Raw genomic sequence first — 17,403 nt, forward strand, 5'->3', positions numbered from 1 at the left:
GTTTATCAAAACCACCTCAAATCTTATAGTTACTTCATAAGGAATTTGCACAAAAACCTACATACTATTTGAAATCAAAAGTATGAACCATCTGTCTTAAGAAACAGATTTACTGTATGCACTAGTCTATTTCTGTGCGACGGATTTCTGTTTTATCTGCTTGTTTAGCCATCCCGCAAACAGGTGTATTGTGCTGTATTTACAAAATTTATAGCAAGCAGATAACCAAAGACATTAGCAGGTTAAGGAGGAATAAAATGCAAGTATTTGTTAGACAGTCATTAGCTATTGTGTCAACTGGATTGCTACTTAGCTTACAAAGTTATGGGGCGATCGCGCAAAATCGGTCTTTAACCGTCTCATCTGATAGCGTCAATCAGTCATACAGAACTGGGCAGTTCAATACTTTACCTGAAAAACAGCTTAAATCGCGGATGCCCATAAGCTCAGTTAAGCCTCCAGCCAATGCTGCTTTCAGCACGGGTACTATTATTGGTACACCAGGTGCAGTCGGATCTAATAATGGTCAATCTCAACAAAATGAACAGCTAGATTTACCAATAAATACCCCATTATCTTTTGGAAATTCTAAATTACCTTACACTACTTCCCGTGTTTTAGGCGGCACTACGAATCCTGCTCAGAACAATTACTACCGTCGAGCCGGAAAGTTGTATATGGCTGTTGGCGGAACTACTTATAACTACATTTGTTCAGCCTCAATGATTGGGAAAAGTCTTTTGATTACGGCTGCACACTGCGTCCATGATTATGGAAAAGGAAGCAACGGGTGGGTGAAAAAGGTCAAGTTTGTTCCTGCAAAAAACAACTCTTCTGAACCCTATCTATCATTTGAAAGCACGCAGTACATAATTCCTACCGCCTACTTCAATGGAACTGATACTTGTACACAAACCGGCGTTGTTTGCAACAATGACATTGCGCTTGTTGCTTTAAACAATAATAGTTCAGGGCAACAGGCAGGCAATCTTACGGGCTGGTTCGGTTATGGCTGGAATGGCTACAGTTATGCTGTGCCAGCCGCAGCCTATCAAAGCGTCTTTGGTAATAAGCTATTTGCGTCTATCACTCAGCTCGGATATCCTGGCTCTTTTGACTCAGGTTTGAGGATGCAAATCAACACTGCCTATGGTGCATACTACGCTACCGGCAATCTAAAGAATACTTGGTTAGGTTCAGCGATGACTGGTGGATCTAGCGGTGGCCCCTGGCTTGTCAACTTTGGCGAGGATGCATCAGGAGGAGACTATGGCTCTTCAAACGTCCGTAATTCTGTTGTCGGAGTCACAAGCTATGGTAATAGTGAGCAGCAAATGGGTTCGTCTTGGTTTGGACAAAACCAACAATTTCCCAACGCTGCTTATGGCACACGTGGGGCAGGCAACATTGGAAAACTAGTTTATGATGCTTGCGATAATCCTGCATTGAGCGCTTGGCAACTTCAAAGTAAGGGGCGTTGCAGATAAGTAGTTAGGCTACTGTTGTTAAGGTGAGTAGAAAGAGAATTTAAGTCGTAGCAGATAAGGCTATTTCCATCTTCGTGTCTGAGTGGTGAATAAATAATTTTTTACCCTTAAGTTACAAAGACACCAAGATCAATCGATTTCTAAAATTATCACGTTAATCAGGGTAGTGGTTAGGCTAAAGTGAACGACTTGGTGCTGCTCCCTAAGAAGCAGCACGGGTCTCTAGCTTCATCAGAGAATGCCTCAAGTTGTCCCTGAAAATATTAATTTCACTATAATGTTCATAACACTTCCTGATCCATCTAGAGTAAGCGGTTACGCATTATGCAAACGAAGATGGTTTCGCTCAAAGTTATTTTAATTCAAGTAAGTTTTGTTTTAAGTATTGTGGGGGTTGCGCTGACCTTCAGCCTTGCTTTATTGGCCTGTACAAAGTCTTCTTCAACTCAATTACCTACTATGTCATCCGAACGCCCTCCGCAATCTCGTGTTGCTTTGAAAAATTCTTCTTGGCGACTTGAGCGTTGGGAGCGTAAAGGCTCTGCTGTTGCACTTGCGCCCCAAACAGAACTGTCTTTGCATTTTGACGACAATCAGGTAAATGGGTTTGGGGGATGTAATCGTTTTGGTGGCTCTTTTAAGCTGGCTGATGACCAACTTTCTTTAGGAACATTGGATGCAACTCAAAAAGGTTGCGATCCAGTTGTGATGAATCAGGAAGTCCAATTCTTATCCGCCCTCCAATCGGTACGTCGTATTGGCTCAGATGCTTCAGGTAGCCTAGTATTGTTTTATGCAATGAATGCAGATGAGGGAGTGCTGTATTTTGCCCCTATGAAGTAGGCCCGCGTTTCACTCACATTTGTTATAAGTCTTGCGATGTCTGCAACAGATGACTCGCTAACGCTGTCTTATCAGTAACACATTCATCATTACCTTTACCCAGATTCTTTGAATCATATCCTGAATTTGGGCAACGACTAGAGCGTGTTAACAAGTTAATATTTTTACTGGGTGAATATCTTCGCCTAGTCTATGTATGCTGGCGTCTACATAAAGGTTTTGTTAATGTTTCTTGCCTCTTCTGCTAAACCGATTGATGACAATCTCAAAAATTTTGTAGACGAAATTGAAGCGCAAAGTCCTAGTTTGTCAGTTTTAGCAGCGCGTGAATTCCGTTATAGCTTGCGGCAAACTCCTGTAGAACTAAATATTAAGGAACCTCGTCACTTTAACGTACTCGAAGAATTTATCATCCGCGCTGCTATTGAATTTCAACCTCCGCCAACAGAGGATGAATTAGCCTCTGTACTTGGGCTTGATTCTGTATTTATTAAAACTACTACTGCAACTCTTCGTTCATTACAAACTATCTCAGCAACATCGCCAATTACAGTTACTCCTGAAGGTCGCTCATTTTATGAAAAAGGGTCTGTACCACAGCCGCCATATCCTATACAAATTTATGCTATTACAGACCCTTTAAGCGATAAAATAACCTTTCAATCGGAATCTTCAAATGAGACAACGATAAATTTACCTGACTTAGCAGACTTTATCGCTATCGATCATACAATTGCTGATATCTCTTCCTTATCCCTTGAGGAAATCCAAAAAAGTATTCAAGCTTCAGGTTTAGCATTTCATGTTCCAAAAGAGGGAAAAATCGTTAGTTCATGCAAGGTAATAGCTTCAACTAAAAAAATTTGGAGAAAAATATCGCTTTTCATTATCTTCGATGCCCTTGAAGATAAATTGAGCATTCAAATAAGAAATGGAAAGCAAATTGTAGAGTCAGCATCAAAATGGTTAGAAATGCTACATACTGAAGGTAAAATATCTTTGCAAGCATTATGCAAATTGTCAGAAGAATATACAAGCTAATTCAGAAAGTTTTAAAACGGCGCTTTCGTTGCTAAATCGAGTTTCTATTGAAGAAGCTTTTATTGAGCGATTGCAACAGGGATGGCGTAAAGTTATTGGCGCGATCGCAAGTCACAATCCTAATACTGCTTTAAACTTACTTAATGATGAAGCATGGGCGCAGTTTCTACGTCTCAATATTGTTCAAAAGAGTGATTCCCCCGCTAATTTTATATTGCAAAATATATAACTCAATAGCAAAAGTCCTCAACATTATACTCAAGACTTTTACTAGTGCGGAGATAAATATGCTACTAATAGCATCATATTTACTGCTTTATGTAATCTTAATACCTAGTATATGCAGGCAAAACGAATATATCTTGAGATAGATATTTTCTTTTTTAACAACTAGTACAGGGTGTCTAATAAAAACCCCATAGAAGGTTGTGTGTTGGCTTGACGCTAACTGTCTGAAAAAGCTGGAATCATTAACACATATCTGTCTATTTGTACAGAGTGTAAATCCTAATTAAGAGATTTTTCTACTTATACTCAAGTAATAATAATTTTCCTAGACACAGACTAGAAATATGTCATCCTGATTTCGAGTGAGTTGGCAATTAAATGATTCTTAACCTTTGATTAACTCAAAGATAGATCCAGATATTCGTCTAATTCGATACAATTTATAGGTAGAGAGAGCCGAGGAGAACGTAAAGTGGTCTTATTAAAAGGCTTTGAGATTGAGATGTACACTGGCACGCCTCAAGGTGAAATCGTCGGTCTCTCCGACAAAATTGTTGCAGCTTTGGGTGAATTTATGCGGGAGCCAGATAGCCGCAACGTCGAATACATAACCCAACCATCGCATAATTACGATAATTTATTGTGTGCCTTGCTGCGTCCCCGGCGAGTATTGCGAAACTACCTCAATCACTTGGGCAATTACACCCTGATACCGGGGAGTACTTTATCTTTGGGCGGGAGCGATCGCTTTCTCCGTTCCGATCCAGCAAACCCATATCATGACTACATTGAGAACACCTACGGCACGAAAGTAGTCACCGCTAGCGTACACATTAATGTAGGCATCAGCGATCCAGAAGTATTAATGCGGGCGTGTCGGGTGATCCGTATGGAAGCACCTCTATTTCTTGCCCTTAGCGCCTCATCTCCCTTTTTGGATGGTAAAGCTACTGGCTATCACTCCACCCGTTGGGGCGTATTTCCCCAAACCCCTAGCCATGTGCCGTTATTTGCCAGCCACGCCGATCATATTCAGTGGGTGGAAGCTCAACTCCTTGCCGGAACCATGCAAAATGTGCGGCATTTGTGGGCATCAGTGCGACCAAATGGCAATCGCCGTCCCTATGACTTGAACCGCCTAGAACTGCGAATTTGCGATTTAGTCACAGATCCCATTGCCTTGCTAGCCATAACTGCCTTATTAGAAGCGCGTTTATTGCAAATAATCGAAAATCCCAATATCGATCCGTTAACCCAAAGTACCTTTTCTCCAGAAGAACTTGTCACTCTAACTGCTGACAACGAGGCTGCTGCTGCTGCTGCTAGTCTTGATGCTGATTTGAGACATTGGCAAGATGGCAGAAGCATTGTCGCCAGAGATTGGATTGCTCAAATGTATCAAGATGTTTGGGCGATCGCTAGACAACAAGGTTTTAGCTGTTTCCTTTCCCCTTTGCACAAAATCCTCCGCGAAGGCAATGAAGCTCAACAGTGGTTGCAATTACACACAGTCGGCTTTGACAGCCAGCGCGTCATCACTCAGGCTATTATCGCCACCCAACACCGCGAAATCGAACTCGAAAACAAATTGTGTTCGTCCCTGCTGGCTTAACTCAAAATGCATTGGGAATTGAAGAAATTCTTTTCTACTTATCCTTCATCCCTCTCCTATTGCCTATTCCCCACTCCCCTTTTGAAACAAAAAGGCACAAGCACTTAATCTCTTCTACACAAAACTTAATATTTATTGATTTTAGCCAAATATCCTCTCAGGCATTGCTCTGGGAGGCATTGTGCTTGGTTTTAAAAATCTAATCTATGGGGGATACTTGATTATTATTAACAAAACCTATGAATCACCTCTACCTTTTGGTAGATTTGACATTGACAGTAGATTGTTTTATACAATACGCAAATTATACGGACAATGCCCCAGGTAGTTTTAGTTAACCCACAAATTCCTCCTAATACAGGTAATATTGCCCGTACTTGTGCAGCTACAGGTACAGAATTGCATTTGGTGGGGCCTTTGGGGTTTGAAATTAGCGATCGCTACCTCAAAAGAGCAGGTTTGGATTACTGGCCTTATGTCAAACTGCACTATCACGAATCGCTTGAAGCCTTTAAAACCATACATCAGGAGCGTGGAGGTAGATGGTTAGGTTATACGGTTGGTGGAAATTGTAATTATGTGAACTTTCAGTTTCAAGCTGATGATTGGCTGCTGTTTGGTAGTGAAACCACAGGCTTACCACAAGCAATTTTGTCAGATTGCGATGCTACTCTCTATATTCCCATGAGCCAACCGGGGGTTCGTAGCTTGAATCTCTCAGTCAGTGTGGCAATTGGCTTATTTGAAACCCGTCGTCAATTAGGCTATTTGCAATAGCTGTTTACCTTGAGCGTCATAAGTGTATTTACTTATAATCTATCCAGGAATCTATTAAGATGATTTATTTCTGGCGACAAATTTTTTTGGGTGGCAGCAACAATATGTAAAACAATATACCGAAAATCTGGTTTATTCGCAAAATGTAGTGGAAGATACTTACAAGTATAGTAAGGTTATTATAAGAAATTTGTATATAAAACTTGGAATATTGCCAAATTTGAATGATAGATTTTGATGAATTTGAAACATTCTCAATGGGGAACAAAAACGCTATAACCTGGTCAATTCTTGCATTTGAGCTATTTTTGATCAATCAAAGACAGAAAGTGCCCCAAAAGTAGCCGATAGTTAATACGGTTGTTTTTTAGGGAATAATCAACGTAAAGTCTCGTGTTGAGAAGACTGATTGGGTAGAAATATCTTGAAGATATCTACAGCAGGGGGTATGACTTTTCCAGAAGTCGCCGCAACTGAATTCTCAGCAGCGACTATGGACTTGGCAAATAATTTGTCCAGTCCCCGCGATTGACGCAAGACAAGCGCGGATAATGGTAAAAAAGTAAAACGTCCTAAGTGGTGTTAGGAGTGGTTCGGACAAGTAAACACAGCAAATTTTAAGTTTTGCTAATACATGTAAACTTGTCTAAATCAGAGAAGCAGGTTAATCTTGCGTAAGCATCTCTGGTGAATGTGATCTTGATCTATCGTTCGTTGTGATCTAAATCATTGACTAGTATCCAACTGAAAAAATCGAGGTCAGTTAAGCGCTAGTGATCATAGGAGGTCGTCTTTGAAACGAGCATTGAAAAAGAGAGTAAAAGCTGTGTTGAACAATAACCCCAGCAGCGATGAAGCCCCGGTAGAACTGCTAAATGTGATGAATCCAAAAGTTAACCGCCGGGTGCGGACAAAAGCCGCCATGATTGGCTTGGCAATCTCTATGGGAGCAACCAGCCTTTTGGTGACTCGACAAAGCGATCAAGCCCAAGCAGCGGTGCCAGTAGGCAGCCAAAAGGCAACCTCAGCGATTCCTGCTGTTCCTGACACTGAGGTGAAATTCGCCTCCACAAAGCTGGAGTCCCAAGCAGTCTCATCAGCGAGCGTGCCGGAAAATCCTGTTATCGTGGAACCAACGGCAGTTTCACAAGTGCCTGGGCTTGAAGCTAAATGGCAAGTCGCGGCAAGTGGAACGTCTTTGCAAGTTCCTGCATCAAACACGTTTTCTCAAGCAACAGCAATTTATAAAAATTCCAACTACCTGAAGCCTCAAGTGGCACAGGGATTGAACAATACCTTAGCCGAGACTAGTTTCCCAACAGTCAATAATCTGTCTGACCATAGTGCTGATGGTGTTGGTAGTACAAATGCATCACTAACTGCCCAGCCACAAACAGTGGCAACGTCAACCGCAGCTAACAGTGAAATAAATGCACAACTTAAAGCGCAACAAGAGTTCGCACTAAATCGCTTACAAGAAAAATCGAACCGTTTAAGAAAGAGTCTGGCACAGTTACAGTCTGGGGAAACCAAAAATTTATCAGAAGCTGATATAGAATTGGCACAGCCAACAACTGTAGTTGAGAAGACAGCATTAGCCCAGTCGAACACTTCTGACGATGCCAGCAAAGCGAACCTGATATCGAAGTTAAAAGAGAAGACACAGGCAAGTGCATTTGTACCAGTACCAGTACCAGCTACACCAACAGTTATTGCCTCCTCAACTTTAACAGCCTACGAAGTTAAGCCTGGAGATACACTAGCAGCGATCGCCAGCAGACACAACACTTCAGTATCAGAACTAGTTAAGGCAAATAACCTCAATAATCCAAATGAACTGCAAATTAGTCAAAAACTAGTTATTCCTGCTGTTCAAGCTGAGACAACTGTAGCGAATAAGCCAACTTTTGTAGAGTCCAGCAAAACTCCAAAAGAAGCCATCTCCCCTTTGAATATTGGTAATGCCAACTCATATCTACCTAGTTCACAATCACCAACTATTGCCGAAAACACCAGCATTACCGTCCCTAAACCGGTAACTGTTCAGGTTCAAGCAAATAGTGCGGCCGACTTAGAAACAGCCCCTCCCACTAATAAAAAATATTATGGTGTTGGTGGTGACATTGCAGTGCCACAAGCTTTTGCTGAAATGCAACAGCCTAAAACACCAACAAATAGGGTAGCAAGGGTAAATAATAATAATGACCGTTTGCGGGGCTTACAAACGGAAATTCAGAGGTTACAGCAGAAATATCGCGCTCAACAATCTGGTAATTTAGTTGTGCCAGCAGCAGCGATCGAAGCTAATAATGCTGCGATGCTCACTCCTATTTCTACCCCCAATAATTTCACTGTACCTAACCCTGCGTCTCGACCGAATAGTGTAGCCATCCCAATTCCAGTTCCGACGCCGATTGGGTCTAACTATAGCGTTCAGCCAATTAAACCCCAATTTCGTGCTACTGTACGCCCTAGCGAACCAGTAAACCCAGAGTTCCTGCCTAATCTAGGGTCTGCTAGTCAGTGGACTCCCTCTGGCACTCAATCTGCCACAAGGGTTGCAACGCCTTCTGTAAGAGTAAATGCCTCTGACTCTTTAGGAAAGATGCGGGGAACCACAGTTTCTCCACAAACAATGCCGCCTTTAGCAGCAGTGGATCAATATCTGCCTAAACCCATTGACGAACTTACACCTCCTCCATCTACTTCAACCTTGGCTTATATCTGGCCGACGAAGGGCACTCTCACCTCTGGCTTTGGTATGCGCTGGGGAAGACCGCACAAGGGAATTGACATTGCTAACTCCACTGGCACACCAGTAGTTGCTTCTGCTGACGGTACGATAGAAAAAGCTGGCTGGAACAATGGTGGCTACGGCAACCTCGTCGAAATCCACCATCCTGATGGCAGTTCGACCCGCTATGCCCATAACAGCAAGATTCTGGTGCAACCGGGTCAGCAGGTACATCAAGGAGAAATAATTGCTTTAATGGGTACTACTGGTCACAGCACTGGTACACACTGCCACTTTGAAGTTCATCCACCAGGAAAGGGTGCTGTTAACCCAATAGCTTTCCTACCGCAACGCCTGTAATTCTTGGCTGTCTATAACTAAATTATTGCCTTGTTCGTTGAGGGAGGTAAACTCCCTCTTTTGCTTTTTATGTCCTCAATAGGGATAAATGTTCTAACAAAATTGTAAAAGGGTCTAGTCTTTAGCAAATTTGTATGCTATATTAATAGATGATTTGGAAAGAGATGGCTCAGTAGCTCAGTTGGTTAGAGCACGGGACTCATAAGCCTGGGGTCGTTGGTTCAACTCCGACCTGAGCCACTTTAAAAAAACAATAATACGAGGGTTTCAGCTTCTAGTCATCAATAGTACTAAGGAGTTGAATTTTTATATAAGGCTCTTTTGGCTATGATGTGCCAGGGGATATTCAGGAGCCTGATAGTCATGAGAGTTGGAATTATTAGACCTCTTGGCAAAAGTGCTTTTTGCAAGAGGGGGAAAAGGGTAAAGGTTAAAGGGGAAGGGGACAATACAGAACTTTTCCCCCTTCCCCCTTGCCCTTTTCCCGACTTATGCAAGAAGTCTATTGAAAAATCTTTATTAACTACAGAGGTGTACAAGGGAAGTTTCAGGATAAATTGTCATAAAAATACCTTGCGGGTTAATTAATATCGCCAGTTTGAGGAAGATAATCCGACACTATTTTTTTCTACCTAACTTAAGAATGCGATCGCCTGTTTTTTGTAAAGTGTTAATTGAGTGCGGTAAGCGATCGCTAACTACGACAGTAGTACAATAAATTGATAACTACTTGATGCAGCATCCATTCTATGACCATAGCTCAAGAATTAGATTCTCAAGAAGGCATCTGCCAAGATGTTATATTTCCCCCTGGTGATTTATATAGTGATGAGCCTCCTTTGGAAAGCGACCTTCATCTAGAGCAAATCATGCTCTTACTCAAATGCTTAAAATGGCTGTGGCGAGACAGAAATGATTTCTATACAGCAGGAAACCTGACTATCTACTACAGTCCACGCCAACGCAAATCAGAACACTTCCGAGGGCCAGACTTTTTTGTAGTGCTGGGAACCGAACGCAAAACCCGTAAAAGCTGGGTAGTCTGGGAAGAAGATGGCAAATATCCGAATGTAATTTTAGAAATTCTTTCTCAATCAACAGCTAATACTGACAAAGATTTAAAGAAAACAATTTATCAAGATACCTTCCGCACACCTGATTATTTTTGGTTTGACCCTTACACACAAGAATTTGCAGGATTTCATTTAGTAGATGGAGAATATCAACCTCTACAAGCAACTGAACAAGGACATTTGTGGAGTCATCAGCTAGGGTTATATCTGGGAGTTTATCAGGGACTATTGCGGTTTTTTACACGAGATGGGCAACTAGTACCAACACCTGAAGAAACGGCAGAACAGGCACAACAACAGGCACAACAAGCACAACAAAAAGCAGAACAAGAAGAACAAAAGGTAGCACGTTTGGCAGCAAAACTGCGTGAGTTAAACATCGATCCAGATACAATTTAGACTACTGCGATCGCAGGAAATATCGCAATCCTAAATCATTTGTGAGAGAGTAAAAGCTGTCACAAAGTCTATCGTCTATAAAATATCCGAATTGTTATCCTTTTCATTCTGGAAAAGTATTACACCCAAAGATAGTTCCAAAAGTTATACGACCTATCAAACCTGATGAAAATTCGCCTGATTAATTCATTTAGGATAGTGTTGTCTTAGAAACTTCTCAGCTTCAGTCCGATCTTTAATCACTTCATCTAAAGTAGCAGTAAGTACATCATCTAATATTTGTCGATATTGAGGGCCTGGTTTGTAACCCAGCTTTTTTAAATCATTGCCATTCAGTAGTGGTTGCACATTAGCCCAAACAGTTAAATATTCCCAAATCTGATGTCTAATATTTCGCAGATTTTGCACGGCGATTAAAATCAGCATTGGTAAATCGTACTGTCGCAACAACTGCACCACTTGACTAGGACTTTGACACTTAGGCAAAGATTCCATTACCTCAGTTTGGGCAGAAGCAAAGTTTTGCAAGCGTTTAATGCTATCCTCTTGCAGTTGCAGATTCTTTACTACTTTTGCGCGATATTGTGGTTCTAAGTAGGCGATTAACGCTTCTAAACGCATTTCCCAATGGATGAGAGTTGCTTGCGGATCAAATCGCCGCAAACAGCGTTCTAGCAAACGTAATTGTCGTAAAATTTCCGCGTCTAGCTTCAGGGTAGGATGGATACATTGCAATGCCCCTAAGTTATCGAGTAACTGCAAAGCTGATTTCCAGTAGGGGGCTTCTAGGATGTGTTTTAATTCTGTTTTCAGGCGAGTTTGCAGGGCTGGAGTTCTGCTATTCTCTTGAGCAGTGCGATCGTAAACACCACTGTTGATGGCATAGCGGATAAACTCTTCAGTTTGCGGTTCAATCTGAAATCCAAAGCGCACAGCAAAGCGCACGCCACGATAAATCCGGGTGGGGTCTTCGATAAAGCTGTTGGGGTGTAGTACCCGAATTTGTTTAGCTTGTAAATCTAGTAATCCACCAAAAAAATCGAGTAATTCACCACTACGGGGAGTAGTGAGTCGCAAAGCAAGGGCGTTGATGGTAAAATCTCGGCGATATAAGTCTTGCCGAATAGAACTCGCCTCAACTTCTGGATTTGCTGCTGGATAAGGATAAAATTCTGTTCTAGCGGTGGCAATATCTACCCATAGAGAATCTAATTCTGGGTCTTTGTGCCACAACAAAGCCGCAGTTTGAAAAGCCCCGTGGATTTCTAGGCGAGCCGCAGGATAAAGTTGTTGGAGTGCCTTTGCTAATTCTACGCCAGCACCAACATCTGCTGATTTGTGAAAGCCATCAACCACAAGATCGATATCTTTAATCATCAAACTGCCCGATGCTGCATCAGCTAATAGCAAATCTCGCACCGCGCCCCCGACAAGATAAAGATGCCAACCCCGCTTTTCTGCCTCTTGCGATGCTGTGGTGAGTAATTGCCACAGTTGCGGTGCAAGACGATTTTGCAACTCAGTGCTGAGAGGAATTTTGAATCTTGTTAGCGCAGCGTTAGCGTCATTTTGAATTTTGAATTTTTGTCCGTCTTCGTCTTCATCCCTTCCTTGATGTAATTCCCGCAACACATCAGTACGAGTGACCAGACCAACTAACTGCTCATTTTCCAATACTGGTAAGCGCCCGATATCATAAGTCACCATCAGCGACTCAATTTGTGGCAGTGTTGTATCTGGTGTAATCGTTTTGAGATTCTTGGTCATGTAGCCTTTAACTGGCGCATGACTAAATCCGTGGTGCAAGGCAACATCAAGATCCCGCCGCGAAATAATACCTACTAGTTGCCCTTGAATATCGACTACAGATAAACCAGAGTGACCATAACGTAATAAAATACGCTGGGCTTCGGCAATTGTGGTTTCAGGCAAAATCGTGCGGACAGGAGATGACATTAAGTCTCTAGCAGTGAGGGGATGGGGAATTTGTGCTTTTACCCCGTCTAGGAGTTGTTTTAATATTGCCTCTGAATCAACTCCCCTTATATTTAGTGATGCGGCACTTGAATGACCGCCGCCACCGAGAAGTTGAAATAATACGTTAAGATTCGTTTTGGGAATATGCGATCGCCCAATTACAGTTAAGCGTGAATCACTTTCATCCAAAGCATATTCATTAGCCAACAGTAGGGCATCAATTTCGGTTAATTCCACGAGTTCCGATGCCAAACTCGATAACCCCGGCACAAAACCATCAGTTTTTAGAGTTACCCAAGCAACCGTATATCCATGTAGGCAAAGATATTCTAAATTTTCCAGCGATTCAGTTAATAACTGCTGCAATTGCACAGACAAACCAGGGTCTCGGTAGGTGGAAATTACTGATAAACTGGCACCTTGTTGCATCAACCAAGCCAAAGCTAGAGCATCCTGTGGTGTGGACTGGTCATAAGTCAAAGAGCCAGTGTCAACGTGGATACCTAAAGCCATCACAGTTGCTTCGGCAGGAGTTAGGGAAATTTCCTGTTGTTGCAATTGCTCAACGATTAAAGTTGTGGTAGCTCCTACTGAAGAAATATATGATTCGGTAGCCGGAATATCTGATTCTTGTCCTAAGTGATGGTCATAAATTATAATCTCTCTAATATGGGGTAAATCTAACCATTCAGCAGCTTTACCCAAGCGATCGCGCTGTTGGGTATCCACCACAGTCAGAGAACGAATTTTTTCTGCATTCACCGAACGGCGTTCAATCAGTGGATATTCATCCCGATGCAATGCTAAAAAATCCCGTACAGTAGGATGAGAGCCGCCAGGTAGCACAATCTTGCTTCCCGATAGTAGGCGCGTCAACCCTACTGCTGCTCCTAATGCGTCAAAATCTGCTGTTGTGTGGCAAAGAATTAAATCCATAGTTAAGAGTCATTAGTCACTTGTACTTAGACAAAGGACAAATAACAAAAATGTTGCAATTTCTGCTAGCTTAAAAATAATAAGAAAGTGTCAGTGTCGCCCTTTAGGATATTCTATCCTTAGTATTTCGCTGTATTGGGAGAAGCAAAAATGACCATAATATTCCAATTTGCCTTGATAGGTCTAGTAGTGTTGTCTTTTGTCCTCGTTGTGGGCGTTCCGGTTGCTTATGCCACTCCCCAAAACTGGAATGATTCTAAAAAACTGCTCTGGCTTGGTTCTGGGGTCTGGATTGGTTTGGTATTTTTAGTTGGTTTGTTAAACTTTTTTGTCGTGTAGGCGACGACTTCACTCTGGCGCAGGCACATAATATAAGAACTAGAGGGGCAGAAAAGCCAAGGTCAAAGACCAAAGGAGAAAAGGAGAAATTTTTTCCGATTTCCTTTTTTTAACCGTGCTTTCCTGCTCCTCTACATTTAAATAAGAAATGTATATTGGCCAGAACTATAGTTGATTAAGAGGCAGTCATGGCAGTTTTCGAGGGAACTTTTACCCAAACGGAGCCTTTGCGGTTTGCAGTGGTGATTGGTCGATTCAATGACCTAGTTACCGGAAAGCTGCTAGAGGGATGTCAAGATTGCTTGAAACGCCACGGTGTAGATCCTAACCCCCAAGGTAATCAGGTGGACTATGTTTGGGTTCCGGGAAGTTTTGAAGTACCTTTAGTAGCTCGCCAACTAGCACTTTCCCATCGTTATGATGCTGTAATTTGTCTTGGCGCAGTGATTCGAGGGCAAACACCCCATTTTGATTATGTATCCGCCGAAGTTTCTAAAGGCATTGCTGCCGCTAGCTTTCAAACTGGAGTGCCAGTAATTTTTGGTATTTTGACAGTAGACACTATGCAGCAAGCCTTAGAACGGGCAGGCATCAAAGGTAATCATGGCTGGGATTATGCCCTGAATGCCCTAGAAATGGCAAGCTTGATGCGGCAACTGCGTTCTAACCTAGCAGAGCCATATCGTAATAGCCAGTCTTTGCCAGCCTCTTTTCAAAGTGCCAGCATCGGCAATTTAACTGCGGAGTCAGAAGAACTGAGCTAAATGAGTCATTAGTCATTTGTCCTTTGTTATTCACTAATAACTAATGACTAATGACCAATGACTAAATTGAGGGGTTGACAATTAGGAATAAATCTGAGATATTAATATATGGTTAGAGATTGCGGGTATAGCTCAGTGGTAGAGCGTCACCTTGCCAAGGTGAATGTCGCGCGTTCGAATCGCGTTACCCGCTTCCAAGTAAAACCTCTTGGAGTTAAAAACTCCAAGAGGTTTAGTATTTTTAGGGTGCATTGAAGTATTCGGCGATTCGCACTACACTTTGTGAATCACTCCCAATGTAGACAAATCGAGCAAACAACTTATCTACTGTCTCAATTTGAATATCGCCCGCTCAAATTGCATTACCCACTTGCTAAGAAATATAAAACCCAGCTTTAGACTGCTGTAGATATACTTGAGCTTGGCTACAATCTTTATAGGTGTAATTAATTCGTTTGATGTAGGGTGTATTACACTGGACTAAAGGTGGCTAGTTAAATAATAGTGTTGTCAGGTGCAAAGGGTTTTTTAGCTGTGACGTTAGCCACAATCTATTTGGGAAAGAGTAATACACTTACTCTGGATGTTTTGCCAATTCCTGCTATTGAAACGCTTGTAAACTGCAAGGAATAGAGGCTAGACGTAATCCCGATCTAACCTTGATAATTGAGTAATATATAGTGACCCAAAGGAAAATTAGCGGGCTTATTAGTATGTATTGTTTATGAGCGTAGCCTTCCCAACAAATTTGTTTTAGTAGTGGTCGCCACGTATGTTTAAAATTGTACCAGGTGTGTCAGCATAATAAATGCACAAAAACGCAACCACATTACCTTGAAAGCAACAAATGAAGAGAAGGAAATTTTTAAATAAAATTGCCATTTTCGGAGAAAGACTACAAACAGTGAACCTCGTACTGATATGGCAATTAGGATATTTAGAGTCTGCGACATCTACTGTTTGCAATCATGGCGATTTAAACATCGCCTGTTTATCTTCATAAAGAGAGAAGCCTCTAAGGCATTTACTAAGAGATCATATTCTCACAGCTCGTGTAAAACACGCTCAAGTTATTAGAACGCTTGTGCAATCTCAAAAACCCGAAAAAATCGACTTCAATACTGAATACCCCTGTCCCTGTCGTCGCCGGGGTCAGTTAATTCCGATTACGTTGACAGAAGCATTTGGTTGCGATCGCTGTCAGCAAATCTTTGTAGTAGAAGATAATGGTCATGTCCTAGAACAGCTTTCTACCACCTATCCCTACAAGCGGGCTTGGCGTTGGATGGGAAATAGTTGGCATGTTGTCCATCCCCGCTTGGGAGAAAGCTATCTGCCTATAGCGCTGGGCATTATTTTCGTGCTAGTGATTATATGGCTACCGTTAGCACTGCGATTGGCAAATAGTTCCAGCATTATTGCTTGGGCAATGGTGGCGGTGCTGTTGGCTATCTTACCAGCACTAATGGTCTGGCTTACCTACAGACGTTAACTCAATGACTGTTGAAGTTTTGGACGATCGCCCCGAACCGATTACTAGTGCCCAACGAGCCTATCATGCTTCCCTAAAGTTGGGGATCACAAAGGGAGCAGACCGGAGTCGTGCAGTACTGGCAATGGCACAAGCCCTTGAGCGCTCATTTGACGACATTCTAGAAGCCAATACCTTGGATTTAGAAGCCAGTCGGGAAATGGCAGTGCCTGAGTTGATATTGGACTGGCTGAAGCTGACTCCCACAAGGCTAGAGATGACCGTGGACATTTTACAACGGTTGGGGGAATTATCAGATCCGCTACGACGCGTCAGAACTGCTGATTATCAATTGGGAGATTCCCAGAGTTACACCCAGTTAATGCCCTTGGGAGTGATTGGATTTATTTATGAAGCGTTTCCCGATTTAGGGGCGATCGCAGCCGGTTTTTGTATTAAAACTGGCAATAGTATAATTCTCAAAGGCAGTACTGAAGCTAGCCATTCTAACGCCGCCATCGCTGAAGCACTGCAAAATGCGATCGCGGAAGTTGGTCTACCACCAGGTTGTCTAGAACTGATTACAGCAGAACATGGTGCTTCGGTTCGCGATTTAGTCACCCAAGATCAGTACCTGAATCTAGTCATTCCCTACGGACGTTCCAGCTTGGTGCAGCAGGTAGTACGACAATCAACTTGCCCAGTCTTAAAGTCCGCGATGGGCAACTGTTATCTCTACTGGTCGCCCAATAGCAGCTTAGAAATGGTGCGCTGGACGATTATTGATAGTCATCAAAGTGAACCCGATCAAGTCAACGCCATTGAAAAGGTACTAATTCATCGTCAAGCCTTACCATCATCAATAGCCGTTTTGTGGAACAGCTTGATAGAAAAAGGCTTTGAAATTAGAGGGGATGCAGAACTAGTACAAGCATTTCCCCAGTTGCAACTGGTGAGGGAAGGCGAATGGGGAAACCCTTATTTAACGAGAACAGTAGCTTTTAAACTGGTGGATAGCTTAGAGGCTGCGATCGCCTGGATTAATGAATACAGCAGTGGTCATGCCGATTCCATCGTGACTGAATCTTACCAGGAAAGTCGGCAGTTTGCTTTAGGAGTTAACAGTGCCTCTACCTACATCAACACTTCCCCGCGTTTTTCCCGCAACCCTTCGCGGGGAGATTCAGTATTTCTCGGCATGTCTAATCAAAAAGGTCATCGCCGGGGATTTATCAGTCTGGAAACTTTGACCACTGTTAAGCACATTGTTCAAGGAAATGGCAGATTTTAAATAATTCGTAATTTATACAGTATAATTCTGAATTTTTAAGGAAAACTATCTCAAATCACCGTGGATTCGGA

Annotated in this window: 13 protein-coding genes and 2 tRNA genes; 14 read left to right on the top strand and 1 reads right to left on the bottom strand. The window is 42.4% G+C overall.

The window, feature by feature from the left end; translation table 11 throughout:
- Nucleotides 1-257 precede the first annotated feature (257 nt).
- The 9 genes from RMX98_RS06045 to RMX98_RS06085 all read left to right on the top strand — a co-directional run bounded on the left by RMX98_RS06045 (nucleotide 258) and on the right by RMX98_RS06085 (nucleotide 10,554).
- A complete protein-coding gene (locus RMX98_RS06045) occupies nucleotides 258-1,487 on the top strand; it encodes a trypsin-like serine peptidase (RefSeq protein WP_322676259.1) in 1,230 nt (409 codons plus the stop codon).
- A 324-nt stretch (nucleotides 1,488-1,811) separates the two neighbouring features.
- Nucleotides 1,812-2,330: an META domain-containing protein gene (locus tag RMX98_RS06050; RefSeq protein ID WP_322676260.1), complete on the top strand. Its 519-nt coding sequence runs from the start codon at nucleotides 1,812-1,814 to the stop codon at nucleotides 2,328-2,330.
- A gap of 225 nt (nucleotides 2,331-2,555) precedes the next feature.
- Nucleotides 2,556-3,371, top strand: coding sequence for a hypothetical protein (locus RMX98_RS06055; protein WP_322676261.1), 816 nt, complete (start codon nucleotides 2,556-2,558; stop codon nucleotides 3,369-3,371).
- A gap of 28 nt (nucleotides 3,372-3,399) precedes the next feature.
- Nucleotides 3,400-3,600, top strand: coding sequence for a hypothetical protein (locus tag RMX98_RS06060; protein ID WP_322676262.1), 201 nt, complete (start codon nucleotides 3,400-3,402; stop codon nucleotides 3,598-3,600).
- Between the two features lie 471 nt (nucleotides 3,601-4,071).
- Nucleotides 4,072-5,211 carry a glutamate--cysteine ligase gene (gene gshA / locus RMX98_RS06065; protein WP_322676263.1) on the top strand — a complete coding sequence of 380 codons (1,140 nt, stop codon included), beginning with the start codon at nucleotides 4,072-4,074 and terminating at the stop codon, nucleotides 5,209-5,211.
- Between the two features lie 315 nt (nucleotides 5,212-5,526).
- Complete coding sequence (locus RMX98_RS06070) at nucleotides 5,527-5,988, top strand: tRNA (cytidine(34)-2'-O)-methyltransferase (protein ID WP_322676264.1); 462 nt, start codon at nucleotides 5,527-5,529, stop codon at nucleotides 5,986-5,988.
- A 793-nt stretch (nucleotides 5,989-6,781) separates the two neighbouring features.
- On the top strand, nucleotides 6,782-9,082 hold the full coding sequence (locus tag RMX98_RS06075; protein ID WP_322676265.1) for a peptidoglycan DD-metalloendopeptidase family protein: 2,301 nt from the start codon (nucleotides 6,782-6,784) through the stop codon (nucleotides 9,080-9,082).
- 166 nt (nucleotides 9,083-9,248) lie between these two features.
- Nucleotides 9,249-9,322, top strand: a tRNA-Met gene (locus tag RMX98_RS06080).
- 509 nt (nucleotides 9,323-9,831) lie between these two features.
- Nucleotides 9,832-10,554, top strand: coding sequence for a Uma2 family endonuclease (locus tag RMX98_RS06085; protein WP_322676266.1), 723 nt, complete (start codon nucleotides 9,832-9,834; stop codon nucleotides 10,552-10,554).
- Nucleotides 10,555-10,740: 186 nt separating this feature from the next.
- On the opposite strand, the gene RMX98_RS06090 is transcribed toward RMX98_RS06085, so the two are convergent.
- Nucleotides 10,741-13,467, bottom strand: a complete 2,727-nt coding sequence (locus RMX98_RS06090) for a CBS domain-containing protein (protein WP_322676267.1) — start codon at nucleotides 13,465-13,467, stop codon at nucleotides 10,741-10,743.
- Between the two features lie 150 nt (nucleotides 13,468-13,617).
- On the opposite strand from RMX98_RS06090, the gene psbZ reads away from it, so the two are divergent.
- From psbZ to RMX98_RS06115, 5 genes are all read left to right on the top strand, one after another.
- Nucleotides 13,618-13,806 carry a photosystem II reaction center protein PsbZ gene (gene psbZ, locus RMX98_RS06095; protein ID WP_322676268.1) on the top strand — a complete coding sequence of 63 codons (189 nt, stop codon included), beginning with the start codon at nucleotides 13,618-13,620 and terminating at the stop codon, nucleotides 13,804-13,806.
- Nucleotides 13,807-13,994: 188 nt separating this feature from the next.
- Nucleotides 13,995-14,570, top strand: coding sequence for a 6,7-dimethyl-8-ribityllumazine synthase (gene ribH, locus RMX98_RS06100; RefSeq protein WP_322676269.1), 576 nt, complete (start codon nucleotides 13,995-13,997; stop codon nucleotides 14,568-14,570).
- A gap of 121 nt (nucleotides 14,571-14,691) precedes the next feature.
- Nucleotides 14,692-14,763: transfer RNA gene (locus RMX98_RS06105), tRNA-Gly, on the top strand.
- Between the two features lie 891 nt (nucleotides 14,764-15,654).
- Nucleotides 15,655-16,062 (top strand): hypothetical protein, encoded by a 408-nt coding sequence (locus tag RMX98_RS06110; protein WP_069072751.1) that lies wholly within the window; start codon nucleotides 15,655-15,657, stop codon nucleotides 16,060-16,062.
- A 4-nt stretch (nucleotides 16,063-16,066) separates the two neighbouring features.
- The gene (locus RMX98_RS06115; protein ID WP_322676270.1) at nucleotides 16,067-17,332 is read left to right on the top strand and encodes a glutamate-5-semialdehyde dehydrogenase; all 1,266 of its coding nucleotides are present in this window, start codon (nucleotides 16,067-16,069) and stop codon (nucleotides 17,330-17,332) included.
- Nucleotides 17,333-17,403: the final 71 nt, after the last annotated feature.

Source organism: Nostoc sp. DedQUE02 (genome assembly GCF_034531035.1).
GTDB lineage: Bacteria > Cyanobacteriota > Cyanobacteriia > Cyanobacteriales > Nostocaceae > Nostoc.